Origin of the sequence: Limisphaera ngatamarikiensis (assembly GCF_011044775.1) — a bacterium.
In the GTDB taxonomy this organism is placed as follows: Bacteria; Verrucomicrobiota; Verrucomicrobiia; order Limisphaerales; family Limisphaeraceae; genus Limisphaera; species Limisphaera ngatamarikiensis.
Genome location: NZ_JAAKYA010000066.1, coordinates 54,958 through 79,185, shown reverse-complemented (window position 1 = coordinate 79,185; position 24,228 = coordinate 54,958). Strand labels below are relative to the sequence as shown.

At 64.7% G+C, this 24,228-nt stretch carries 13 protein-coding genes and 1 tRNA gene; 5 read left to right on the top strand and 9 right to left on the bottom strand.

Going from position 1 to position 24,228, the window contains the following annotated elements:
• Positions 1 to 6: 6 nt before the first annotated feature.
• The 8 genes from G4L39_RS15130 to ilvN form a co-directional block, all read right to left on the bottom strand.
• Positions 7 to 729, bottom strand: coding sequence for a type II secretion system protein (locus G4L39_RS15130; protein ID WP_240893922.1), 723 nt, complete (start codon positions 727 to 729; stop codon positions 7 to 9).
• Positions 726 to 1,019, bottom strand: a complete 294-nt coding sequence (locus G4L39_RS09965; protein ID WP_165107902.1) for a CopG family antitoxin — start codon at positions 1,017 to 1,019, stop codon at positions 726 to 728. Before G4L39_RS09965 ends, G4L39_RS15130 begins: the two co-directional genes overlap by 4 nt.
• A gap of 47 nt (positions 1,020 to 1,066) precedes the next feature.
• Positions 1,067 to 1,354, bottom strand: coding sequence for a BrnT family toxin (locus G4L39_RS09960; protein ID WP_165107900.1), 288 nt, complete (start codon positions 1,352 to 1,354; stop codon positions 1,067 to 1,069).
• 132 nt (positions 1,355 to 1,486) lie between these two features.
• A complete protein-coding gene (locus tag G4L39_RS09955; protein ID WP_165107898.1) occupies positions 1,487 to 2,668 on the bottom strand; it encodes a hypothetical protein in 1,182 nt (393 codons plus the stop codon).
• A gap of 122 nt (positions 2,669 to 2,790) precedes the next feature.
• Positions 2,791 to 3,372, bottom strand: coding sequence for an HD domain-containing protein (locus G4L39_RS09950; RefSeq protein WP_165107897.1), 582 nt, complete (start codon positions 3,370 to 3,372; stop codon positions 2,791 to 2,793).
• Positions 3,369 to 4,280, bottom strand: coding sequence for a methylenetetrahydrofolate reductase [NAD(P)H] (metF, locus tag G4L39_RS09945; protein WP_165107895.1), 912 nt, complete (start codon positions 4,278 to 4,280; stop codon positions 3,369 to 3,371). The genes G4L39_RS09950 and metF overlap by 4 nt, the downstream gene beginning before the upstream one ends.
• A gap of 135 nt (positions 4,281 to 4,415) precedes the next feature.
• Positions 4,416 to 5,513, bottom strand: a complete 1,098-nt coding sequence (gene ilvC, locus G4L39_RS09940; protein ID WP_165107893.1) for a ketol-acid reductoisomerase — start codon at positions 5,511 to 5,513, stop codon at positions 4,416 to 4,418.
• 99 nt (positions 5,514 to 5,612) lie between these two features.
• Positions 5,613 to 6,086 carry an acetolactate synthase small subunit gene (gene ilvN / locus G4L39_RS09935; RefSeq protein ID WP_165107891.1) on the bottom strand — a complete coding sequence of 158 codons (474 nt, stop codon included), beginning with the start codon at positions 6,084 to 6,086 and terminating at the stop codon, positions 5,613 to 5,615.
• Positions 6,087 to 6,306: 220 nt separating this feature from the next.
• Here ilvN and G4L39_RS09930 point away from each other — a divergent pair, with 220 nt between their 5' ends.
• Together G4L39_RS09930 and G4L39_RS09925 are read left to right on the top strand one after the other, a co-directional pair.
• Positions 6,307 to 7,290 (top strand): zinc-binding alcohol dehydrogenase family protein, encoded by a 984-nt coding sequence (locus G4L39_RS09930; RefSeq protein ID WP_165107883.1) that lies wholly within the window; start codon positions 6,307 to 6,309, stop codon positions 7,288 to 7,290.
• The gene (locus G4L39_RS09925; protein WP_165107882.1) at positions 7,287 to 8,588 is read left to right on the top strand and encodes a class I SAM-dependent methyltransferase; all 1,302 of its coding nucleotides are present in this window, start codon (positions 7,287 to 7,289) and stop codon (positions 8,586 to 8,588) included. Before G4L39_RS09930 ends, G4L39_RS09925 begins: the two co-directional genes overlap by 4 nt.
• Positions 8,589 to 8,750: 162 nt before the next feature.
• Here the strand turns inward: G4L39_RS09925 and G4L39_RS09920 are convergent, their stop codons facing one another.
• Positions 8,751 to 18,395 carry a lamin tail domain-containing protein gene (locus G4L39_RS09920; RefSeq protein ID WP_165107881.1) on the bottom strand — a complete coding sequence of 3,215 codons (9,645 nt, stop codon included), beginning with the start codon at positions 18,393 to 18,395 and terminating at the stop codon, positions 8,751 to 8,753.
• A gap of 475 nt (positions 18,396 to 18,870) precedes the next feature.
• On the opposite strand from G4L39_RS09920, the gene G4L39_RS09915 reads away from it, so the two are divergent.
• The 3 genes from G4L39_RS09915 (at position 18,871) to G4L39_RS09905 (ending at position 24,221) form a co-directional block, all read left to right on the top strand.
• Positions 18,871 to 19,761, top strand: coding sequence for a rhomboid family intramembrane serine protease (locus G4L39_RS09915; protein WP_165107879.1), 891 nt, complete (start codon positions 18,871 to 18,873; stop codon positions 19,759 to 19,761).
• Positions 19,762 to 19,908: 147 nt separating this feature from the next.
• Positions 19,909 to 19,995, top strand: a tRNA-Leu gene (locus G4L39_RS09910).
• A gap of 2,087 nt (positions 19,996 to 22,082) precedes the next feature.
• Entirely contained in the window at positions 22,083 to 24,221 is a 2,139-nt protein-coding gene (locus tag G4L39_RS09905; RefSeq protein WP_165107878.1) for a DNA topoisomerase IV subunit A, read from the top strand.
• The last annotated feature ends 7 nt before the right edge of the window (positions 24,222 to 24,228 follow it).

Here is a 24,228-nt window from a genome sequence, read left to right as displayed (position 1 = left end):
GCCTGCTCAGGGCACGATTTGGTTTTTCGGTCCCCAGTTGGCGATGCGGTTGGTTTTGCCTCCAATGATCACGTCCACCCAGAGATCGAACCCGCCCGGGTTGTTCGTCGGATTGCCGGATACATAACGCCAGGGATTCACACCGGGCGCACTTGGAACGGGCTGGAAAGGATGGTTTTCCGGCCAGTTGACCGAGCAGGTCAGCAATCGAACGGTCTGCCCGTTCAATGTCACCTCGCGCATCTGTGCCGGCCTGAGTCCTGTCAGGAACGGACGCGCTGCAGGTGCGTCATCCGCGTTGGCACTGCGGGTGCAGTTCAGGAAACCTCGAACCGCCGCGCGGCCGCCCACCATCCCGAACACCGCGCCGAAGGCCTGGTCGGTGTCCCGCAACCGGATCGTACCGTCCAGAGTTTCGTAGACCCGGGTCTCCGGCACGTATCGGGTTCCCACCAACTCGAAATACAGCGGGTTCACGTAGGGCCACACGGGCGAGTTGGTTGGTGTATCCGGCGGGTACTGCCCATAGTGTTCCTTGTAATTCTCAATCGCCACCGAAATCTCGGCCAGCTCGGCCTGAACCTTGGCCCGGATGGCCCGAGCCTTGATGGCGCCGCCCAGCGGAAACAACAGCCCGGCCAGTACTCCGATGATTGCAATCACCACCAACAGCTCCACCAGCGTGAAGCCGGTTCGAACCCCAACCGCCCTTGTCCAAGCCGTTTTCATGGAAACCGATTCGGGGAGCGTTCCCGCAGTTCCTGTTCCAAGCGTTCGCTCAGCCACTGTTTGATCATGCTCTGGTAGTTCAGGTACCGGGACCTGGCCAACCGTTTGATTCGCGCCAACATTCGGGGATCCATGCGCAGGGTGATCGTCACCGAGTCGGTCCACTGTTGACTCCCCACCACTGCCGCTTCCATCAGCCGAATGTCGGGCCGGTTCTCCATCCAGAACTCGGCCTCGGCCGACTCGCTGTCGAACAGCGGCACTTCCTCCCATGATTGGAATGTCCGCATCCTGACGGGTCCCGGTTTCGGTCGTCCGGCCCCGGGGCCGATCGACCTCAAAGGTTCAGACTCTCATGCATTTTGCGCTGGTAAAACAGCTGTTCCTCCGGCTCGAACGGCCGGGCGCAGATGACCCGGATCAGCTTCCCGTTGGTCCGGTACACGCTGAAAATCCCCCGGCCGGAGGCCGACATGCCCAGGTTGAAATATCGCGCCTGGGCGGCAAACCGGCTCGAGTCCGGCATCAACCGGACGGCAAAAGGATCTTCGAACGATTCTTCGATCTCCTGCTGGGTCAAAGAACTGTTCAGGTCGAAGGGCGGATTGGACCAATCGAACTCCATTCCGGTTCAATCGTCATGCCATCGCCCATGCATTGTCACTACGATGTATTTACAGCCACCCAACACCGCTGTCAACCGGTTCGTCGTTGAGACCTGCGATCTTCCTGCAGGGCCTCAAGCCGACCATCGGTTTCAGGCCCGGATCGGGGCGGAATCCGGCCGACCCCGGATCACGTCCCGGATCCACGACCAAACCCGTCGCCATCCCACCTCCCGCACCCCGCCGAAGCCGTAGAAGCGGCAGAGTGCGCCCTCGTGTCCGTGGCAGCGTGGGGGCCACCAGCCCACGACCCTCACGGTTTCGCCCTCGATCCTCAACAGTGCGGGAAATAGAAGGCCCCGGCCCACCTCATAGTTGCCTGTCGGCAAAGGCACCTCCCGGCGCGGTCCGATCCCCCACGGGCGGTATTGAAAGGTCCACACCCCCACGGCCGACCGGCGCAGGTGCCCGAACGTGCGCACGGGGACAGATCCCAGCCGTTCCGCCAGAAACAGTAGCGGTCCCGGCTCTTGAACCTCATACCGCCGCCTCGCCAGCGTCACCCAATCCCACAACAATACGGTGCCGAAACACGTCAGCCGAAAGGCCCATCCCGCCAGCAACCAGCACCCTGTCACGACGAGCAAGGCCCACATCGCACCCAGCCACGGATTCACCAACCCCGTCACAGCCACCGAGGCCAGGACCGCACCCCGGAAAACCTTCAAGCCCAGGTCCACCACGCCAAAAGGGCTGAGCACGATCAGTACCTGGATGGCGTGAAAGACCAGGAAAACTCCGAGAAACAGTACCAGCAACACCACGGAGGCAACCGCCGGGCCCACCCACGAGACCAGTTCCACCCGGGCCAATCCCCATTCGCCCGTCCAAAGCCCGGCAGCCGGGTCCGGTCCGGGCTGCAGAAGGAGGAAGGGAACGATGGTGCCCGCCACCAACAACCCGCTCAGCTTGTTCTCCAACAGCTCCGCCAGGTCCAACGGTTTCTTCAACCATGCGGGGCCGGCCGTCCCTAGCAAATCCTTCAAGCCTGCCAGTCCGACCAAGACCAGTGCCGGAATCCAAAACACCGGCCGTGCGTACCAGGGCAGGCCGGGCCGCTGTTCGGGGGCTGCCCGCCAATACTTGTAGGCTCCGTAGGCTCCGGCTCCCAACAAGGGAGAAATGGCCAGGCCCGTGGTTTCCGAGAGCGCGTGTGCCAGTGCCACTCCGGGCAGTTGCGGCTCGGCCGGTCGCCGGTCCTGCGCCTCAGCCGTTCCCATTCCGGCCGCCAGGCACATCACCCAGATCCAGAAGGTGGATGACCAACGGGTCATAACTCCGCGCCTCGATGACAGTCCCGATCTCCAAGCTGGAACATCTCGCGGACCTTGTTGGTCCAGCCTCCGGTCCACCGACTGTCGGGTTTTTGACGGGCGCGCGCCCCTGCAGGCGCTTTTCATGGAGCCGGCGAGGTTGTGGTGCCGCCCAAGCCCAGTTCCGCGGCCACCTTTTGCAACGCAGCCGTGACCTCGGCGATATGTTCGTCCAGGGGCAGCCCCAGATGCGCGGCCCCCTGCTCAATGTCCTCCCGGCTGACCCCTGCTGCAAACGAACGTTGTTTCAATTTCTTGCGAACGCTCGACGGCTGCAGCCCTTCCAGTCGTTCCGGTCTCACATAGGCCACGGCCATCAAGAAACCACACAACTCGTCCACGGCGAACAAGGCCCGCCGGATGGGCCGGTCGAGGGGGTACTGATCCCAATTCCATCGGGCATGAGACAGGATGGCGCCCACGATCTCCTCGTCGACACCCTGTTCCCGCAAGAACCGGGCCGCCTCCCGTGTATGTGCCGGTGGCTCCGGGAACCGCTCATAATCCAGGTCATGCAAAAGACCGGCCAGGCCCCACGTCTCCACGTCGCCGCCGAACCGGGCGGCGTAGTGCCGCATGGCGGCCTCCACTGCCAGCGCATGCCTGCGCAGCGATTCCGATCTCACCCACTCGTGCAGCCAGGTCAGGGCTCGTTCCCGGTTCATGGTGAGTCCTTTCGAGCCAACCCCAGGTTTTCCAGGATCTGCCGGGTGGAGTGTACCCGGTTCAACGTGTAAAAGTGCAGGCCCGGGGCGCCGCCGCGCAGCAACTCTTCACACTGCCGCGTGGCGTATTCAACTCCAAACGCCATGGAACCTTCCTCGTCCCCGGCCAGCTCCTCCAGCCGGCGCCGCAGCTTCTCCGGCACACGGGCGCCACAAAGCCGGGTCAACCGGTCCACCTGTTGGAACCCCAGGATCGGCAAAACACCCGGGATCAGCGGCACGCGCACACCGGCGCGATGCAAATAGTCCCGAAACTCCCAATAATCCGCGTTGTCGAAAAACAGCTGGGTGATCACGAAATCCGCCCCGGCGTCGATTTTGGCCTTCAGATGGTCCCAGTCGGCGTATTTGCCCTCCCTGCATTCCGGATGTCCCTCCGGAAACCCGGCCACGCCGATGCAGAACCCACCCATCTCCCGAAGCAGCCGAACCAGCTGCCATGCGTGCGTCAGACCGTCCGGCGCCGGACGGAATCCCGTCTCGCCCCGCGGCGGGTCGCCCCGCAGGGCCAGGATGTTCAAAATGCCGCGTCGCCGTGCCTGCTCGATGATTTCACGCAGCTGGGCCACCGACGACCCCACGCAAGTCAGGTGCGCCATGCTGGGCAACCTGTGGGTCTTTTGGATCCTCTCCACGAGGGTCAACGTTTTCTCACGGGTGCTGCCTCCCGCGCCGTAGGTCACGGAGCAAAAGTCCGGGCCCAGTTGGACCAGCCGGGGCAACACGTCCTTGAAAAACTGCTGCTCGCCCTCGGGGGTTTTTGGCGGGAAAAACTCGAAGGAAACCGCCGGGCGCCCCTGCGAGGCGCGCCGGGCCAACACGTCACGAATCAACACCGTCCCCTCCATGGGATTGCCAACAACGGGCGGACCGGGTCGGCACTGGGTGCCGCCCGGTCCTGCCTGCAAGCTTTGTCCGTCAGCCGGGCACCGGAGCTTCGGACCCCAAGCGAGAAGCCTCCCGCCCCAGGCCTGTGGTTTCGCTCAGTTGCTGGCGCGTCCGGCAATTCCCTTCACGTTCTTGCCCAGCTTGCGGGCCGGTTCCTTCGGCCGCAGGGCCCGCACGGCGGCGCCCGCACGCCACATTTCAGAATCCCGCATCGCGTTCAGTTCGGCCTGCAACTGCTTCTGATAATCCGGCCTGCCACAGGCCTGCAGCACCCGGCGAGCCTCCTTGCCGGTCCGCACCCGCTCGTAGAGCTCCTTGAACAGCGGCAACACGGCTTTCTTGAATCGCGGTTTCCAATCCAGCGCACCCCGCTGCGCCGTGGCCGAGCAGTTGGCGTACATCCAGTCCATGCCCTTCTCGTCCACCAGACGGATCAACGACTGGGTCAGCTCCTCCACCGTTTCGTTGAACGCCTCGCTGGGTGTGTGCCCGTGAGCGCGCAACACCTCGTACTGCGCCTCCATGATCCCCGCCAGCGCACCCATGAGCACGCCGCGTTCCCCTGTAAGATCGCTGAACACCTCATGTTCAAACGTGGTTGGGAAAAGGTACCCCGAACCGATCCCGATCCCGACCGCCAGACAGCGCTCGCGGGCGCGCCCGGTGTAATCCTGGGCCACCGCGAAGCTCGAGTTGATGCCGGCTCCGGTGAGGAAGTTGCGCCGGACCGATGTACCCGACCCCTTGGGCGCCACCATGATCACATCCACAAACGGCGGCGGCACCACGCCGGTCAGCTTCTGGTACACAATCGCAAAGCCGTGGGAGAAATAGAGGGCGTCGCCCTCTTTCAACCCGGGTTTCACCACCGGCCAGATCTCCTTCTGTACCGCATCGGCCACCAACAACATGACGATCGTCCCGCGTTCGGCCGCCTCTGCAATGTCAAAGAGCGTTTTGCCCGGTTTCCACCCGTCTTCCACGGCCCGTTGCCAGCCCTTGCCATCCGGCCGGCTGCCCACAATCACCCGAAATCCGTTGTCCTTCAGGTTGAGCGCCTGTGCCGGCCCCTGGACGCCATATCCGATCACGGCAATGGTCTCGTCCTTCAGCACCTTGCGGGCCCTGGACATTGGAAACTCCTTGCGCGTGATCACCTCTTCAATGGTTCCGCCAAAATCGATCCTGGCCATGTTGTCTGCCTCCTGTGTTGCTCCCGATGTTCTGATTCACCTCGCGCCGACCGGCTGCGAATCCGAAAGGGTCTTCCGGCTCGGCCCGGCGCCCATCGCTCAACTGCGCGGCATGGCCACCCGGCCCGTCCGCGTCAGATCCAAAATCCCAAAAGGCTCCATCAGCTCAATGAACTTCTCCACCTTGTTCTCGTCCCCCGTCACCTCGATGGTCAGGCTCTTGGGCTGCACGTCCACAATCTTGGCCCGGAAAATGTCCGTGATCTGCATGACCTCGGCCCGGGTGGTGGAGTCCACTTTCACCTTCACCAGGACCAGCTCCCGGTCCACGTACTCACCCTCCCGGAAATCCCGCACCTCGATGACATCCGGCAGTTTCTGCAACTGTTTGACGATCTGTTCCAACGTGGTGTCATCGCCGCGCGTCACAATGGTCATCCGGGACGCGGTGGCATCATGCGTGGGTGCCACATTCAAACTGTCAATGTTGTACCCGCGACCGCTGAACAGCCCGGCCACGCGGGTCAGAACACCAAACCGATTCTCCACCAACACCGATATCGTATGCCTCATATAGCGGTTGGCCTCCCAACCGGCGCCCAGCTTACGGACCCCACAGGGCCGGGTCAAATGATGTTTCCCCGCGCTGCTGCGCACCACCGAGAGCACGCCGGTTTGCCGGCCAAACCGGGCGGCGCGGTCTCAGCCGGTCTGTCGCCCCTCCGGTCAAGATCACCGGAAGGCGCCCTCTTTCCCCGGCCGGTGTCTTGCAGCATCTTCCTCCCGTATGGGCATGCGTGCCATGATCCTTGAGGCGCCCGGTCGACCCTTGCGACCGACGCGATGGCCCCGACCCGAGCCCGGACCCGACCAGGTGCTGGTTCGGGTCCTGGCCTGCGCCGTGTGCCGTACGGACCTGCACGTGGTGGACGGTGAACTGCCCGAACCCAAACTGCCCCTCATCCCGGGCCACGAAATCGTGGGAGAGATCGTCGCCACCGGCCCCAACGTGACCCATCTCCGCCCCGGCCAACGTGTCGGCATCCCGTGGTTGGCCGGCACCTGCGCCCGATGCAGGTATTGTACCTCCGACCGGGAAAACCTTTGCGACCATGCCCGCTTCACCGGGTACACCGTGGACGGCGGTTATGCGGAATACACGGTTGCAGACGCACGGTTCTGTCTCCCCGTGCTCGAGGACCTTGATCCCGTGCACTGCGCACCCCTGCTGTGTGCCGGTCTCATTGGATATCGCTGCCTGCGCAAGGCCGGGGATGCCGCCACGCTGGGCATCTACGGGTTCGGCGCCGCCGCGCACCTCATCACCCAGGTGGCGCGTCATCAGGGTCGTCGGATCTTTGCGTTTACGCGGCCCGGCGACCGTGAGAGCCAGGCCTTTGCACTCCGCTGCGGCGCCGTTTGGGCGGGTGATTCGGATCAACCGCCGCCTGAACCGCTGGATGCCGCCCTCATTTTCGCCCCGGTCGGCGCCCTTGTGCCCCTGGCTCTCCGGGCCGTTCGCAAAGGCGGCGTGGTGGTTTGCGGCGGCATTCACATGTCCGACATCCCCACCTTCCCCTACCGCGATCTCTGGCAGGAACGCACCCTTTGCTCGGTCGCCAACCTCACACGCCGCGACGGACTCGAATTCCTTCAACTCGCCGCGTCGGTTCCTCTGGAGGTCACCGCCACCCCATGGCCGCTCGAACAGGCCAACGAAGCCATCGAAGCCCTTCGAACCGGGCGTATCCAGGGCGCAGCCGTACTGGTCCCATGACCGCCGAAGGCCCCACCCCGTTCGCCGAACACACCCGGCAGGTCCCGTGGGAACCTTCCCCAACGGGTCGGCCCGTGCATATCCGACTCAAACCGGCGGCAGCGGATGCCGTACGCACCGGCCACCCCTGGGTCTTTGACCAGAGCATCCAAAAGCAGGACCGACCCGGGCAACCCGGCGAACTGGCGGCCCTCTATGACCGCAACAACCGGTTTCTAGCCATCGGCCTGTACGACCCCCACTCACCTCTGCGCGTTCGGATCCTTCACCGCGGCACGCCGGTCCCACTGGACGAATCGTGGTGGCGCCAGCACCTCCGACGTGCCCTGACCAGGCGCGAGCCTCTCTTCGACCCGCAAACCACAGGGTACCGACTCGTTCACGGAGAAAGTGACGGCTGGCCCGGACTTGTGCTGGATCGCTACGCCGAAGTGCTCGTGCTCAAGCTCTATACCGTCGCCTGGTTGCCCCGGCTCCAAGCCCTTTGCCGGTGGATCACCGACCTGCTACAACCCCGGTCGCTGGTGCTCCGGCTCAGCCGCAACCTCCAGTCCACTGCCCCGCAATTCGGCGGCCCCACGGACGGGTCCCTCCTGCATGGAACCCCCATCGAACCACCCGTGCCCTTCCTTGAATCCGGACTCCGGTTCACAGCGGACGTGCTTCGGGGTCAAAAAACCGGATTTTTCCTCGACCAACGCGAGAACCGCCGCAGGGTCGAGACCCTCGCGCAGGGCCGGCACGTATTGAACCTTTTCAGCTTCTCGGGGGGCTTTTCCGTGTACGCCGCGCGCGGGGGTGCCCGGTCCGTGACGGACCTCGACCTGAGCCCGCATGCTCTTGACGCAGCCCGCCGCCACTTTGACCTCAACCGCGGGCAATACCCCGATCCGGAATGCCCCCACCGAACGGTGCAGGCCGACGCTTTTGAATGGCTGGAGACCGCCCCGCCGGAAAGCTTCGATTTGGTGATTCTGGATCCACCCGCGCTTGCCCGGAAGGCTGCCGAACGCGCCGGCGCACTTCGGGCCTACCGTCATCTGGTCCTCCGGTCCGTGAGGCTGTTGCGGCCCGATGGGATCCTGGTTGCCGCCTCCTGCACCGCGCACGTCCGGACCGATGAATTCTTTGACCTTGTCCGACAAACGCTGCGGTCCACCGGCCGGCCGTGGAGGGAGCTGGCCACCACCACTGTACCGCCCGATCACCCGGCCACGTTCCCCGAAGCCGAGTATCTCAAGTGCATCTACGTTCAGGTCGGCGGACCTGCCCGTCGGCCGCGCAGGTCACTTCCGTGACCCGCCGCTTCCCTCAAGGTTGCACCGGTCGTCGCCGGAACCTCGGTCGGGATTGCCCTCAGGCGGGGGCTGAGACCGGTCGACTGAATCCGATCTTCAGGGCAAGGGTGTGATGGCTTGCGATGGCGGTTTCACTTCGCCAGGGCGACCCTTCGGATCTGGTTAGGGCAGGACCAGTCGATAGTAGCGCTGGGCTGCCGACCGCGGCTCGATAAACTGCATCCCATCACCCGGGGCCACAACGTCCGCCACGTCGCGCCAGCGCGGCGACCCCAAATCGTCAGTGCTCTGCAGCACGTACCGGACGCCCGGCTGGGTGGGCCACACAAACTCGATGCCGTCCCCACCCGGCGTCAGCCGGGCCTCCAACCGCGGCGCTGCAATTGCGGCATTCGGAGAACCCGGTGTCGGCTCGGGCAGGACCGACCGGTTCAGCCCCTGACCGTCCGGCATGGACCCGTAGGTCTGATCCACGCCGAGGGCGGGGATGCGGATGTAATCCACCACCGCGGGCCCGCCGGGTTGTTCCCGCACCAGAGCCACGTAACCGGGTTGTGTCAGGCGGAAGTTTGCATGGGGCGAGGTTGGTGTACTCTCCTGAACCTCGCCGTCGGCCCAGATCAGCGGCAGGCCAAAACCGGGCACGGTGAATCCGGACGGGAATGCCCAGCGTGTCAGGTTGGCGACCGAATGCGTCAGGTACCAGCCGTCGAGCGTCACCGGCCAGGGAGCAGCCAGGTACAGTTCCACCCAGGGCTCCCGTTCGCCGGCGTCGTCGTAGGGCCCGGTCATGTTGATCACCCCCACCTCATTCAAGTACAGCGGCGGGAAGGGAGGCAGTACGGTCGCGACGGAATTGGTGCGGCCCGGCGTGGTGGGTTCGGCCACCGGTCGCAGCTCCAGCTCCATCCCCCAAACGATGTCGCTGCTGCCTGCATTGACCTGGTGCACCTCGGCTGCCACCACGTTTCGGCCCCGCCGGAGGTAGGTGCTGTCCAATTCAAACGTCTCGATGGTAGCGTCGCCCACGGTCCGGTTGGCCGGCGTGTCGTACCGAACGGGCACGTCCGTGGGCAGTCCCACCCGCAACACTTCCTGACCGTTCAGGTATACAACCGCGCCGTCGTCCACCAGCAATCGCGCAATCAATCGCGTGCCCAGGACAGGTCCGGTGTGATCGAACGTGGTCCGGAAGTAGTAGGTCATCCGGCCCAGGGTCAGCGGTGTGCTCTTGGGCGCCGGAAGGCCGCTCTCTTCCACATAGAGCAACCCGGGACCGGACGGCCACGCACTGTCGTCGTAGCCCGGCGCCCGCCACGCCTCGCCGAGGTCCACCCCGGACTGGTCGTACCGCCACGGCTGGGTCCAGGTAAACAGCAGCCATGGCTGGGCCGGGGCAGGTGGGACGGCCTCCCAGTTGGCCACGCGTGAAGCGTCCTGGGTGGCGTCCACCAGTTGGAGGGAGGCGCCTCCGCCATTGGCAGCCTGCGGCCAGGGCAACGCCGCCTCGTACGCCACCTCGCTCAACACCTCCCATTTGCCGCCCGCGGTCTGCCGGGCCAATTGCAGCCGGTCGGCAGTCAACCCGAGTGTCCCGGTCCAGGTCCCGACCACCGGCAGGCCACTGCCGTAGTATGACTCAAAGGCCGTGCGGTTCCGGACCACCAGGGCCATGGCGCCCGGCGCCAAACGTGTGCCCGCGGGGAACCGGTACACCAGGTTGCTCCCCAGCAACCAGACATCGTCCAAAACCTCGGTCCGGAGCGCCGAGTTGTTGCGGATTTCCACAAACTCCGTGCCCGGTTGGGTGGGCCGGTAGTGGATCTCGTGCAGGACCAGGTGCGGCCGCGACTCGATCACCAGCGAACAGGTCTGCGTGGCGCTCAACGCGCCCGGCCCGTCATCAAAGACCCGAACCACCGCCACCGCCTGCGTCACTCCCGTATCCATGGGTACCGTGCCATAAATCCAGCCGGAAACGGCATCCAGCTGGATCCAACCCGGCGGCGGTGTCGCCCAGTCAAAGCGCAAGGTCTGAGCCGGCCGGTCGTCGTCCTCGGCCAACGCCCGCATGGCGAACGTTTGACCTTCGCGAACGTGCAGCACCGGCAGGGGCAACAGCCGTGGCGGCTGGTTCACCTCGTTCACCCAAACCGAGAAGGTGCGCGTGGCGCTCAGGAAGGGCGGGACGTCCTTGGTCACCCGGACGACAAACACGTGGTTGGCCGGCCCGTCTGCCTCGGTCGTGGTCCACGTAATCCGGCCTGTCCCCGGATCTATCGTCGCCCCCGGCGGCGCCACATCCAGGCTGAACCGCAACGGAGCCGGTGGTACATCCGGATCCCATGCCGACACCACCAACTCGAATACCGACCCCTCGTCCACCTGCTGCAGCGGGATGAAGGGGATCTCCGGCGGGTTGGGCACATCCCGGACGTGCACCTGGAATGTGGTCCGGTCCCGCAGCACAGGCTCGCCGTCGTCTGCAACCTCCACCGTCACGGCAAACGTCCGGTCCCCCGTCCCGGCCGGCACCGCCCACACCAGCGCGCCGCCGGGCGACACGGTCATGCCTTCCGGTCCGCTCACCAGCGCAAAGGTCAGCCGGTTGGGCGGCCAATCAGGGTCGTCGGCCTGCAGATCCAGCGACAGCAGGGTTCCCTCGTCCACGGTCACGTCCGCAATCGGCGCAAGACGCGGAGGCCGATTCACCTCTCGCACCGTCACGTTCACCCACAAAACCGCGCTGCGCGAGGGCGACCCGTCGTCCCTCGCCACGATGGCGAAGCGGTACTGACCCGGCCCGTCTTTTTCGTCCGGCGTCCAGCGGAACTCCCCGGTGGCCGGGTCCAGCGACGCCGTGGAGGGCGCGCCATCCCCCAGCTCGTACCGCAGGGTCTGCCCGGGATCCGGATCCTGCGCCCGGGCCACGAATCGCAGCTCGGTTCCTTCATCCACCACCAGATCGGGCAGTGGATCGAAGTACGGCGGCCGGTTGCCGCCCTCGAGTTCATTCGGCGCACCCGGGGTCGGCCGGCTCAGTTCCACGAGGGGCAGGTCGGCGCCGTCCGGGTACCTCCCCTGACTCACGTCGGGTTTTTGCGGTCCGAAGGTAAAGCTGTCCACCACGGATCCATCCGGGGCAAACAAACCGAGTGCCTCCCCGCTGGCGCTCAACTTGAAGTTCACGTGCAACCCCGGGCCCTGACCGTTCTGATGGGTTTCCTCATCCGCCCATACCAAAAGGAAGCCCCCGGCCGGGATTTTCACGCCGGGCGGAATGCGATACTTCGTCGGATTCAGGAGGTTGTCCGTCAAATAGTAGCCTGCAAGATCCACCTCGTTGGTGCCCGCGTTGTACAGCTCAAACCAGTCGTCGTAATCGCCATCGGCCGGGTCTGCAATGGTTCGGGTGTTACTGGCCATGAATTCATTGATGCGCACCTGGATCACGGGCATCTCGGGATTGTTGGCCGCCCCGGGAGTCACATGCACAAAGGGCTGACGACGGCGCGGCTCGCCATCCGGGTAGCTTCCGTAACTACGGTCGGGTGAGAGCTGCCGGTATTCCAGATAATCCACCACCGCCGGCGTCTGCGCCGCCCCCTGCCGGCGGGTCAGGGCCACGCGGCCGGTGCCGGGACTCAATCGGAACGAGGCATGCAGTTCGCCCGGCCGACTCTCGCCGGGCTCGCCGTCACACCAGATGACCAGGAACGATTTCGGTGCCAGCGTCGTTCCGGCCGGGATCGCCCATTTCAGAAGGTTGCCGTAGTCGTCGGTGAGATGGAGCCCGGTCAGGTCCACCGGTTCGTTCCCGGCGTTGTAGAGTTCGATCCACGGGTCCCGGTCGCCCGCGCCGTCGGCCGGACCGGTCAGGTTCTCCGGCATCACTTCGTTGATCCAGACATTCGGGAACGGCGCGAGGGTTTCCACACCTGCATTGGCCCGGCCCGGCGTGGTACGGTTCACGTGGTTGGTGGGCGGCGACCACCAGTTGCCCACCCGCCAGCTGCCCTGCGCGGCGTCGATCAGTTGCAAGGACGACCCGCCGCCGGCGGCATGGGCCGGCCACGGAGCCGCGTTGCTGTACCGCACGTCGGTGATCAATTGCTCCTGTCCGGGTTCCGCTCCGGGCCGCCACAACGCGATGCGTTCCCCATTGTCGTCCAAGCCGCCCGGATAGACATCGAAGATGGGGACGCCGCCGCCGTACACGGCCTCGAACCGGGCACGGTTCCCCACCAACACCCAGTACGCCCCCGGCGGCATCACCGAGCCCGGTGGGAAGGTGTAACCCACCCCTTGGAGCCGATACCCGCTCAGGTCAAAGCTGGCCGTCATCGAGCGGTTGTACAGTTCGAGGAAGGCCGAGCCTTCCTCGCCCGGCCGCGGCCGGTAATGGATCTCGTTGATCACCACATAATCCTCGGGGCGCGGCACCTCGCCGGTGTAATAGACGGTGATGCTCGTCTCTGCGCCCGGCACGGGCCGACCCAGCCGATCCAGGCCCGCCACCTGCAGGACGTTGGTCACCCCCGTCAGGGGCACGGTCATTCGAAACGTCCGCACCCCCGTCCAGGTCACCGGTTGCGGCACGCCGTTGACCGTGAGCGTCGCCACGGCAATCGGCGCCACGCCGTCCAGCGTCACGGAGGGGACCGTGGAGGTGAAGTTGTTCCCGCCATTGGAGGTGATCGCCAGCACCGGGCTGTCCACCGCATTCAGCTGGCTTTGGATAAACGCCCGACGCGCGTTGATCCAGGAGGTGATCACCGAGGGATGAGTCAGGCCGGTCACGCCGTTCTTCAGTAGAATCGAACGTCGCGCATCAATTTGCGGTTGAAAGCGCTCGGGTCGGAACGGTCCATTGATCGTGTCCTGATACGCGCGCCAGTTCATCCGTTGGAAGGTCGGGTTTGCGTACGCGCGGTTCATGGTGTTGTCATGCCCGCCTCGCAACGCCGCCGTGGTCCCGTCACCCAGCCCGAACGTGAAGTCAATATCCCAGGGAATGAGGACCCATTTCCCTCCCCGCGGACGGTAGAGGTACATGTTTTGCCCGACCCGGTAGCTCCACGCGTCCCAGTTGCCCATGGCAAAATCGAAACACAACACCCGCATCCACTGTTCCATGTCTACCAGGTTCAAAATCCCCGGCACGTAGTTGGTGCTGGTGTCATTCATGGCGGTGACCAGATCGAAAAACTGGCGGTAGTTGTTGGCGTCGCCGTCCCGGGTGCGGCGCTGCCAGTTCCAGCGGTATCGGGCCAGCTTGTATTCGTTGTTGAGCGTCACGAAGCGTTCGATCGTCGCGCTGGTGGCGTTGAAGTCGCGATTGTTGTCCTGAAACTCAAACCAGACGGCAATCTTGTACAGATCACCCGTGCCGTCGGCCGGGAACCAGCGTTCGGCATAGTCGTGGTTCGGCTCTTCCAGGTCCTCCATGATATCCGGCCGGAAAAGACTGCCGTTGAAATACAGCCGGATGTAATGCGCGTGCAGATACGGAATTCCCAACTGTTGCGCGTACCAGGCCGCCAACTGACTCCGGATGCCCGTGGCTTCCGATCCACCGTTGCCGGTGGAGGCAAACACGCGGCGCTGCACCCCCAGCAGCGGTTCATCCGCCGGCGTCTTGGCCGCGATGTCCCCCCGCCCGCCGTGATAGGGACTGCCCTTGTCCCGGAACCCGGTGTTGTAGATCACCCGATGATTTCCGTAGACCAGCGTGCTATCCCGCCACGTGTTGTCCAAACCCTCCGTGCGGGCGGATGCCGTCGCAGCCGTGAACCACAAATGGTAATGCGCAAACGTCCCAAACGGCACCGGGTCTCCCCATCGGATCAGGCACTCCTGGGCCGGTGCCCCTGCCGGAAAGGTGCTGCTGGCGCCCCGCCGGTCCGTGGCCGTGATTCGAAACGCCACCAAGGTCCCGGCGCTGAATCCCGGCAACTGCGCCGTATACACCCCATCCCCTGCCACTTCATCCCCGCCCGTCCCGTCGTCCCTCATCGTCACCGAGGTCAACGTGGACGACGGATCCACCCGATATCGCAACCGCACCAGTGACACGCCATCCGGGTCCTCCACCCGACAGGTCACCCGCACGGGCTCATTCGCATCCGGCAGGGGCGGGTCGTGCCGCACCTCGTAAATGGCCGGGCCTGCATTCGCCACACGACGGCTGTTGGGCAACCCGGGTGTGCCCAGGTTGGAGGGCACAATCATGTTACCCGCCAGCTCGAGTCCGTTGCCGCGCACGCGCAGCAAAATCTGCGGCGAACCCGCCAACCACCGTGCCTTGACCCGGATCACATGGGTGGCGTTGGCGGCCAGGGCGCTTGACAGCGAGGTCCGGATCGCATTCGGTCCGGTGTCCATGTCCCCCGACGCCCGCACATACAGACAGCTGGCTCCGCTGACCGCACCGGTCGAAACCACCAGCGACGTACTGTGATTGCCGCTGAACAACCAGCCCGTGCTCCCGTTCTCAAACCCGCCGTTGACCACCACGTTGTTCTGCCCGTTGGCCAGCACCTCGACGTCGTCCACCAGACATTCCCCCGCTTCCAACAACCCGAGATACAGGCGGTTGGCGGCGACGTTCCCATTCGCGTTGTCCCAGCGGCCCGTGACCACCAGCGTCGTCCAGGGTGCCTTGGCGGTTTCGTCACTGTCAGCCCAGCTCGAGGGCAACATCGGGTCCGCCCGCGGATCCACCAACTCGAGGCTTGATCCGCCCCCATCCGCATAAAAGCCCCACCGACCGCCGTCCCAATACCGCACCTCTCCCACCGTGATCCAGATGCGGTTCGTGCTGACTTCACCCATCGCATTCGTCCTCAACACCCAGTCCGGCTTCTGCAACACCAGGCGTTCGCCCCCGTTGCTCAGCCGCCCGCTGTAATTCCCCACGCTGTTGCCCGCGTTCAACTGCGGGTACCGCGACCGCAGTCGCTCCACGTTCCGCGCCACCACCAGATACCCGCCCGCGCCGAGGACCGTCCCCTCCGGAATCGTGAACTCCACGCCCTCCCGGAATCGCCACCCGCCAATGTCCACCGGCTGACCACCCGCGTTGTGCAGCTCGATGTATTCGTCGTCGTCGTTTTCGGTAATGGGATGGTACATGATCTCGTTGATCACCACCGGCTCGACCCGCCGCGGGGCGTTCGCACTGCCCGGCGTGGGCCATGCCAGCCGCCGGATCCAGGGAGATCCGTCGGGCGTGCGTCCGCTGGAAACCCCGTTCTCCTGCCCGCCAAACCGCACTGCGTCCAGCACCCGCAGACCGTTGGATGCAATGAGATAAATCGTTTCACCGGCGGCGTTCAGCGCAAAGCCCAGCTGGTTCTGATCCCAAACCAGAAAACCGCGGGGCTCAATGAACGTCCCGTCCGGAATGCGGAATTTGTTCGTCGTCGGATCATCCGTCAGCACGCAACCGGACAAATCCACCCGCACGTTGGAGTGGTTGTACAACTCGATGAAATCCAGCTGGGGATCGTCGGTATGCGCCAGGAATTCATTGATCACCACGGCCTTTTCCGGGGCCGGCACCACCGGGTCCATCTCCCCGGGCGATCCCCCGCGCAACTCGCTCGCCGCCCAGGCCCGCTCGTCATTCTCGCCATAACTCGGCCGGGCCAACACCAACGAATGCCCGGCCCCGTCCGCCGCCGCCGGCCAGGGCGGTTGATCCGAATACTCCACCGCCAGGCGAATTGCCCCCGCATTGTTCAACAACACCACCCGGCCCCGGTCGTTCGGCAAACTTCCACGATACGGCCCCAGGACATTCGTGATCCCGTACACCGCCCGGATCGAGTCCGGATCCGCCGCCACCACCACCGTCTCCCCGGCCTGCAACACAAAACCGTCCGGAAACTCGTACTCGATGTCGCCCGTGATCCGCCACCCCGTCAGCTCCTCAAATATCGAGCGCGCATTGTGCAGCTCCACAAATTCCAGGTTCCGTCCGTCGGGCCGATTCGTCGGATGATACATGATCTCGCTGATGATCAGCCCCGTGGTGCGACTGGACGGCCCCACCGGTTCCCGCTCGAGCCGAACCGTCCCCGTTAACTGGCTCCGGGTCGGACCGAAATCCCGGAACCGCGCATAGGCCACCCCGTTGGTCGTGTCGCTGCCCACCGCAAACCCCACATACAACCGATTCGACAACCCGCTCAGCGTCACCGAACCGAGCTGCGTCCACACCTGCCCGTCCAATGACGCATAGCCCGTCAACACACCCCCCGCCCGACGCAACCGCAGCCACGTGTACGGATAATTCACCGGAAACCCGCCCCGCGGCGCGGTCACCGTGGCCACCCCGCCCGTTGCCGACCGCGCCTGAAAGAAACACCCCAGCTGCACCGACGACGCAAACGCCGCGGCAAACCGCGCATTGGACGCCAGGCTTTCCCGTGCCATCAGCCCCGCGCGCACGTACGGGTCCGGCACCGTCAAACCGGCCACCCGCACCTCCAAATCAAAATCCCCTTCCCGTTCCTCCCAACCAAAATGGAACTGGTCCGATGTGCCGCCGATGCCCGAACCGCTGCCCCGCACATCCACCCCGCCGGGCACACTCACCGTGTCGCCGGCCAGCGCCGGGTTCCCCACATCCTGCGGGACAAACTCGTACGCCGTAAACACCGCCTGCGATCCGGCCGGCAGCGGATTCGGCGTTGCCGCCCGATCCGTCAGGTTGCTCACCGTCAACGTGTACCGTTCTCCATAGGTGAGCTCGGTGGTCGTCAGCACCACCTCCGCCTCCGAGCTTCCAAACTGCGCCGACAACACCGTCCGCCCCCGATCCAACCGGTAATGCGCCGCATTGGTCGCCCCCGGCACCGCCATGGGTTCACTGAACCAAACCCGAACCCGGGTGCGACCCTCGTTCCGCGCCCCCAGCAACTGCGGCGGCACCGTGTCCGGCGTCACCATCAGGACCGCCACCGCACTGGTCACACTCCCCTGGCTGTTGCTGGCAATTACCCGGAACTGCGCCCCGTGATCCAGCAGCCGCACCGGACCGTACTCCAAAACGGGCCCCTGCGTCCCGGGCAGATCCACAAAATTCCGTTGCCACCGGTACGTGACCATCTCCGGATTCGCCAGCCCCACGGCAAAGACGGCCATTTGCCCCTCCATCACTGTCGTGTTGGTCGGCTGCTGCATGATCTCGGGCGTCCGCAACGCAATCCCGTACGGCAGCAAATACCGGGCCGGAATCGGCCCCTCATCCACGCCATCCGGACGCAACCACCGAACCGCCAGATTGTCCCCGCCCCAACCTTCTTTCTGCAGGGCCGCAATGTAGTATGCCCGGCCCGCCTCCAGCCGCACCGGGGCCGATTGCTGGTTCGGCTCCTTGGTCCATTCCCGCGAACCTGTCCAGCCCGAAACCCATGCGATCAACCGCCGGTTCGCCGGCGAGTCGTCCGTGCTCAACCACAACTCCCCCTGATCATCGCTGGCGATCCAGAAGATGTAATTGCCCGTCACCGGTGGCACCACATAGCCGTGCATCCGTTGACCGTAATTGTCCATCACGTTCACCGGTGCCTCGAAATAATCGGTCACCAGATTCGTCGAGGTCGGCTGATTCGGAAAGGCAGGCGAGTTGGTCAAATCCGCCACCGCCGTGCCCGGGATCCCCTCCCAAACCTCCCGCAGAATCCCTTGAACCGCCCCTGCCCGACCCAACCCGGGCCCCGCAATCCACAACCAGACCAACAACCAAAACTCGATCCACCCAATCCACCGAACCCGGCAGTCCCTGGGCTTCTTGTTCATTTGCTCGGTTCCTGTTCTCCTACCGGGGCGGTCGCAGCCCCTTGGCCCTGCGGCACCCCGGACCTTTCGCCGCTTCCAGTCCGGCACCGGATCGCAACGCCCGATCCACCAGCCGGATCGGCGCCGGCAGCTACACTCCGCCCCAACCTTAAACCACCGCGACACACCGGTTCAAGGTTACGTCGATCCCCAACCGCTGTTCCACTGCGGCTCCACGACTCCCCGGGCTCGCTCCCCTCCGGCTGACCGCATCAATCCCGGGCGCCGGCGTCCGGCGGCGGCATAAGCCCCCGGAACGCTACAGCCGTCTCGAGAAGTGCGCGCTCAGTCCGACGCGCGCGTCGAAATCAAAGCCCGTTCCAACTGCAGGTCCGCATAACAAACCCGCCCGCACCAACCCGGCGTCCGCCGGCGCGGACAGCCCCCTGTTCGATCCGTTTGCCTCGGACCACCGGAAACGGTACGTTTCCCTGACATGCTGGACGACAGGGACTACATGCGCACCCCACCGGCCTACCGACCCGGCTGGCCCGCAGCCGTTTGGCTGGTCATCGCCAACGCGGTCGCGTTCCTGATCCAGAACATCCTGTACCGCGCCTTTCCACGGTTTCCCACCGATGAACTGTTCGCCCTCAGCCTCCAGGGCCTGGCCCATGGGTACCTCTGGCAGTTGCTCACCTTCCAATTCATGCACGGAGGGCTCCTGCACCTGCTGCTCAACGCATTCGTGATCTACGTGTTCGGCCGTGCGCTGGAAGAGGAATTGGGTCCGCGCCGATTCCTGACCCTTTACTTCCTCGGCGGTTTCGTGGGCGGAATCCTCCAAGTCCTGGCCGCCCTGATCTCGCCCCGGTGGTTCGGCGGCGCCGTCCTTGGGGCCTCCGCCGGTGCCTTCGCCCTCATGGCCGCATTTGCCACCATCCACCCGGAACGTCCGCTGACCCTCCTGCTCTTTTTCGTACTGCCCCTCAACCTGCGCGCCAAGTACCTCCTGCTCATCAGCGCCTTGCTGGCCCTTTTCGGACTCCTGTTCCCCGGCGACGGCATCGCCCATGCCGCCCATCTGGGCGGCATGCTGGCCGGCATCGGTTACATCCGGTGGGGCCTCACAGCCTCCCTCCCGCGCCTCAAATTCCGGTTCACGCGCAGGACCCCTCGCTCCGAATACCGCATGCCCGCTCCCCTCCGGCCCCTCAGGCAGCCCAATGGCGAGCCTCCGCTCCCGGACGATCTGCCTCCCGACGAGTTCCTCAGCCGCGAGGTGGATCCCATCCTCGACAAAATCTCCGCCCACGGCATCCACAGCCTCACCCCTCGCGAACGGCGCATCCTCGAAGCCGCCCGCCGCCGGATCGAACGGCGATAACAGCCGGTTCCCGGCCCTCCCACTGAGGCCGTTCGCCAGCCCGGGACCCGCGCGGTCACACGGCCGGGTTGGTTGGGTGCACCTCCCCCCGGGCCATCGCGGTCTTTACAGCCTCCGCAAAATCCATATGCTCTTTCTCGTCACGGTGCCGATGTGGCGGAATTGGCAGACGCGCCAGACTCAAAATCTGGTGCCCGAAAGGGCGTGGGGGTTCGACTCCCTCCATCGGCACCAATTTCTTTTGTCCCGCCACGGCTCACGCTTACCTCCGCCGCCCCGCGCCGCTACGGGATGGATGCAGGGAAAGAGGAGCCATGCACCCCATGAACGCCGGTTTGATTTCCTTGGGCCGGTCGCATGACCGCCGCTTCGCTCCGGACCGTCCGGGGCCAACCCGCCGGCCGGGATGCGGCCCGCCCTCACCCGTTCCGTTGAGCGGCAATCGCTTGCGGCGCCGGAACCGGCTTTTGATACGGGGTTCCGGCAGCTACAGAAAAAATTTTGCCCGGGCCGCGAAAATGCTTGCCGGAATTGCACATCATACTAAAAGGGCCCTTAAAACTATGAGACGTCGGCAAATTTTTTTGATCGCTCCGCTGGGTTTACTCCTTGCCGTATCCCCCGCTCGGGCCGGCATCGTGGTAGCGGACAGCCTCAGCCAGCCGTTGGGAGGTGGCGCGCCTTTGAGTGAGTCCGTTTGGGCCGCCCAAGCTTTCTTCAGCGGTCCCTACACGGCATTGGAGGCCGTCCACCTCAACCTGTTCAACGGAAACAATGGGACCTTCAGTGTGCAGCTCTGGGATAACTCCGGTGCGGGAGGAAGACCCGGATCGCCGGTGGCCACCCTTGCCAGCGGCTTGCCAAATCCCACGACAACGAACCCCGATAACGTGCTGAGTATCACCGGGCTGAACCTACCGATGAACGAAATGACCACATTCTACGTAGTCGTTCGGCCCGATGCTGGTAGCACCCTGCAATGGGGTTGGACCCCGTCGGAGTCCGGGGAAGGCTTCCCAAGCGCGTTTTCGTACACTGTGAATTACGGCTCCTCATGGAGCGCGCCCAGCATGAACGACCCCCAACGACTCAAAGTTGAGGTCGTACCAGAGCCATCCGTCTCCACCCTGGGCCCGTTCGGATTTCTCGCTGCATGGTTGCTGCGAAAGGGGGCAAAGCGATTGCAACGCAGTCGCACCTCCAAATAGCTACCAGAATCCGACCACACGGTTTCACCCCCACCCCGGGGGATGGCCGCAACGGCCATCCCCGTTTGGTTTTTTGGACCTGCTGATTGGGCCTATCCGTCCTGAGGTTCTCAAGTTCACGATGGGCCCGAAGTCGGGGTGATCCAACCACCCCTGCTGCAACGACGCCAGCGATGCCCCTGCCAAAACCGCAACTGCCCCCGCAGGGGATAAAACGATGCCAGGCTGGCCCGGCCCCAATTCCATCCCTGCAGCCGCCGATCCAAAAAAAAACGGTCCGACAGGACCATGGGCGGTATCCCAATCCCCTCCAAACCCGCAAGGAGGGTCAGAGCAGGAGCACCGGGCGACAACTCGGCCGGGTGATCCGCGGCGAGGCCGACCCATCAGCAGCCCGGTCCGAACCTGCTCGCATGCAGTAGCCCCTCCAGAACGCCGCGGCACCGGAGGGAGTCACTTATGAAGCCGCGACGCGCCAGGGGAGAAACGTCCCAGCCCTGCAATGTGAAGTAACGCCGGAGTACCGTTAGACAACTTCGGCCTTCGCAAGCCGGCTTCCCAACCGGCCGTACTTGTCGGGACCGCCGGGGACGACCGGGCATCTGTGGGCTTGCACCAGAGCGGCCACAACCGTCCGACCCTGCGGCGCGGGTTCGCGCAGGTGCAATCCGGTGGGAGACGTTCCCGGCAGCCAGATGCTTGTCCAGCGACGGAACGCCCAACGGGGCACCGGCGCCTCCGGCCAGCCGCGCCGGGCGCCGAGGTCGTATTCCAACATCAATCCCGGCCCGGCGGCCGCAGCTGGTCACGGTCCTGCCACCGCCCGGAGCGCTGCCGGCGGCCTGACTGGTTCCCGGACCGCATCTGAAACCGCCCTCTTGGCCCTCCCGCACCGGCACCATCTCCCGGCCCGGCCTGGCGACCGTCCGCACCATCGGCCCGGAGCCGCCCCCTCCAAGGGCTGTTCCACAAACCTCCATGTATGGCGCTCCTCTCCGGCATCACGCCGATGTCCCCCACCACCTGGCGGCTCCGAAACCTTGGCGGACCCGGCAGGTGGTGACCGAGCCGGGGCTTGGACAGAACCCACGGGAACCGTACCTTGGGGGTCCGATGAGCAAGCGCCACAAAGCCAAACCATCGGAACAGCAACCGGCTCCGCCGTTGTCCGAAGGGACCGGAGCTGCAGCGGGGTCCGCCGATTCGCCCGCTGCCGCAGCTCCGGCCGGAGACAACGGCAACGGGGAGAGCCACGTCCAGGCGGAAACCGTGGCTTCCGTATCGCGTCGGCCGTTTGATCCCAAACACCCGACCACGCCGCTGCACCGCCGCGTGGACCGCAGCTTTCTGGAGTATGCCAGCTACGTGATCCGTGACCGGGCGATCCCGAGCCTGGCCGACGGTTTGAAGCCGGTCCAGAGACGGATCCTCTGGGCCATGCACCTGAGCGACGACGGCCGTTTCACCAAGGTGGCCAACGTGGTGGGCGACACCATGAAGTTTCACCCTCACGGGGATGCGTCCATTTACGAGGCCCTCGTGGTGCTGGCCAACAAGCGCTACCTGATCGAAGGCCAGGGCAACTTCGGCAACATTTTCACGGGCGATCCGCCCGCGGCGCCACGGTACATCGAATGCCGTTTGACGGACCTGGCCCGCGAGGAACTGTTCAACGACGATCTCACGGAGCTGGTGCCCAGCTATGACGGGCGCAATCAGGAGCCGGTGGCCCTTCCCTGCAAGCTGCCCCTGTTGCTCATGCTCGGCACCGAGGGCATCGCCGTGGGCCTGTCGGCGCGCATTCTGCCGCACAACTTCCCGGAACTCCTGCAGGCCCAGATCGCCATTCTCAAGGGCGAGCCCTTCAAGGTCCTGCCGGATTTCCCCACGGGCGGACTCATGGATGCGCGCGATTACCAGGACGGCCGCGGGAGCGTCAAGGTCCGCGCGCGCATCAAGATCAAGGACCCGCACACCGTCGTGATCACGGAAATCCCGCCAGGAACCACCACCGACTCCATCATTGCCTCCATCGAGGACGCCGTTCGCAAGGGCAAACTCAAGGTGCGGTCCATCCACGACTACACGTCCGAGTCGGTGGCCATCGAGATCAAGGTGCCGCCCGGGGTGGAGGCCGAACAACTGGTGGACGCGCTCTACGCCTTCACCGATTGCGAGGTCACCCTCAACAGCCGCATCGTGGTCATCAAGGATCATCGGCCGGTGGAAATGACCGTCAGCGAGGTGCTGCGGGAAAACACCGCCCAGCTGGTGGACCTCCTGCGGCGGGAACTGGAACTGCGCCAACGCCGGCTCCGGGACGAACTCCATTTCCGCACTCTGGAACGGATCTTCATCGAGGAACGCATCTACAAACGCATCGAACAGTGCCGCACGGCCGAGGCGGTCCGACGCGCCGTCCACGAAGGGTTCCAACCCTTTCAAAAGGAACTGGCCCGACCCCTCACCGACGAGGACGTGGACAAACTCCTCCAGCTGCGTATCCGTCGGATCTCGCTCTTCGACATCCAACAGCACCGGCACGAGATGGAAACCCTGCAGGCTGAATTGAAGCAGGTGCAAAAGAACCTCAAAAACCTCACCGCCTATGCCATCGCCCATCTGGAACGGTTGCTGGAACGGTATGGTCCGCTGTTCCCGCGCCGCACCACCAAATCCGCCCGGCACGAAGAGGTGGACGCCCGCGCCGTCGCCTTCAAGGCCTTCAAGGTCAGCTACGATCGCGAGAGCGGGTACGTGGGCTGCAAGGTCTCGGGCGATGAGTTCAAATGCGAATGTTCGCGGTACGACCGCCTGTTACTGGTCTTCCGCGACGGCAGTTACAAGATGATCGAGCTGCCGGAAAAACTGTTTGTCGGATCCGAGGTTGTGTGGTGCGGCCTGCCGGAGCGGGATCGCGTCTTCACCTGCGTCTACGCCGATCGCAGGGCCAATTACCTCAAGCGCTTCACCTTCGGCGGGATGATCCTGAACAAGCTCTACTCGCTGTTGCCGGAGAAGGGCCGGATCCTCTACTTCAGCCCGGACACTCCGGAACGGCTCTACATCCGTTACAAACCCGCGCCCCATCAGAAAATCCACCAGCAGACCTGCGACCCGTCTAAGGTGGAGGTGAAATCGGCCCGGGTGCGCGGTCGGCAGTTGTCCATCAAGGACATCGCCGCCGTGGGCGACAGGCCACCGCGGGGATGGGACCCCGAAGCCACCACCACCGAGGTCGTGTTTGCCTGAGCCCGGG

What these genes read in the sequence shown, in the direction of transcription:
- G4L39_RS15130 (WP_240893922.1), bottom strand. Translation starts at nt 729, where the DNA reads ATGAAAACGGCTTGGACAAGGGCGGTTGGGGTTCGAACCGGCTTCACG.
- G4L39_RS09965 (WP_165107902.1), bottom strand. Translation starts at nt 1,019, where the DNA reads ATGCGGACATTCCAATCATGGGAGGAAGTGCCGCTGTTCGACAGCGAG.
- G4L39_RS09960 (WP_165107900.1), bottom strand. Translation starts at nt 1,354, where the DNA reads ATGGAGTTCGATTGGTCCAATCCGCCCTTCGACCTGAACAGTTCTTTG.
- G4L39_RS09955 (WP_165107898.1), bottom strand. Translation starts at nt 2,668, where the DNA reads ATGACCCGTTGGTCATCCACCTTCTGGATCTGGGTGATGTGCCTGGCG.
- G4L39_RS09950 (WP_165107897.1), bottom strand. Translation starts at nt 3,372, where the DNA reads ATGAACCGGGAACGAGCCCTGACCTGGCTGCACGAGTGGGTGAGATCG.
- metF (WP_165107895.1), bottom strand. Translation starts at nt 4,280, where the DNA reads ATGGAGGGGACGGTGTTGATTCGTGACGTGTTGGCCCGGCGCGCCTCG.
- ilvC (WP_165107893.1), bottom strand. Translation starts at nt 5,513, where the DNA reads ATGGCCAGGATCGATTTTGGCGGAACCATTGAAGAGGTGATCACGCGC.
- ilvN (WP_165107891.1), bottom strand. Translation starts at nt 6,086, where the DNA reads ATGAGGCATACGATATCGGTGTTGGTGGAGAATCGGTTTGGTGTTCTG.
- G4L39_RS09930 (WP_165107883.1), top strand. Translation starts at nt 6,307, where the DNA reads ATGCGTGCCATGATCCTTGAGGCGCCCGGTCGACCCTTGCGACCGACG.
- G4L39_RS09925 (WP_165107882.1), top strand. Translation starts at nt 7,287, where the DNA reads ATGACCGCCGAAGGCCCCACCCCGTTCGCCGAACACACCCGGCAGGTC.
- G4L39_RS09920 (WP_165107881.1), bottom strand. Translation starts at nt 18,395, where the DNA reads ATGAACAAGAAGCCCAGGGACTGCCGGGTTCGGTGGATTGGGTGGATC.
- G4L39_RS09915 (WP_165107879.1), top strand. Translation starts at nt 18,871, where the DNA reads ATGCTGGACGACAGGGACTACATGCGCACCCCACCGGCCTACCGACCC.
- G4L39_RS09905 (WP_165107878.1), top strand. Translation starts at nt 22,083, where the DNA reads ATGAGCAAGCGCCACAAAGCCAAACCATCGGAACAGCAACCGGCTCCG.